1 pseudogene is annotated in these 522 nt (G+C 67.8%); it reads right to left on the bottom strand.

Going from position 1 to position 522, the window contains the following annotated elements:
• Window positions 1–251: 251 nt before the first annotated feature.
• A pseudogene (locus tag AC27KI_RS27075) lies at window positions 252–522 on the bottom strand (TrkH family potassium uptake protein); the annotation flags it as partial.

Below are 522 nucleotides of genomic sequence, written 5' to 3'. Positions count from 1 at the left end.
GGGGGCGTGTGCTCCATCCACTCCAGGCGGAACCACCGCTCGATCGCGGGCATGGAATCGAGAATGCGCTGTTCGAGCTCGTTGATCGGTCCCGTGAGGGCGGTGATGAGATGCGGAACCATGAAAAGCCCTCGGAAGACGAAAGACGCGTTGAATTGTAGGGATATGGGGACGCGCCCCGGCTTCGCAACCCCGGCCGCCGGCTTTCGCCACCGGCGCGACGCCCCGGCCCGCCCGGCCGCCGCCCCGCGCTACCGCCGCCAGAACGCCGGGGTGAGCAATACCATGAAGCTCAGGATCTCCAGCCGCCCGAGCAGCATGGCCAGGGTGCAGACCCAGAGCTGGAACTCGGTGAGCACCGCGTAGGTGGCCGACGGCCCGAGCAGCCCCAGGCCCGGCCCCGTGCAGTTGACGCTGGCCAGCACGGCGGAGAACGCGCTCACCAAATCGAGATCGGTCAGCAGCAGCACCATGCTCAGCACCGTCACCGTGGCGCCATAGACCAGCATGAACGCCAGCACC

The organism is Acidovorax sp. KPB24-03, assembly GCF_057546605.1.
The sequence above is the reverse complement of the archived record's forward strand: the minus strand, read 5'-3'. Positions and strand labels throughout refer to the sequence as shown.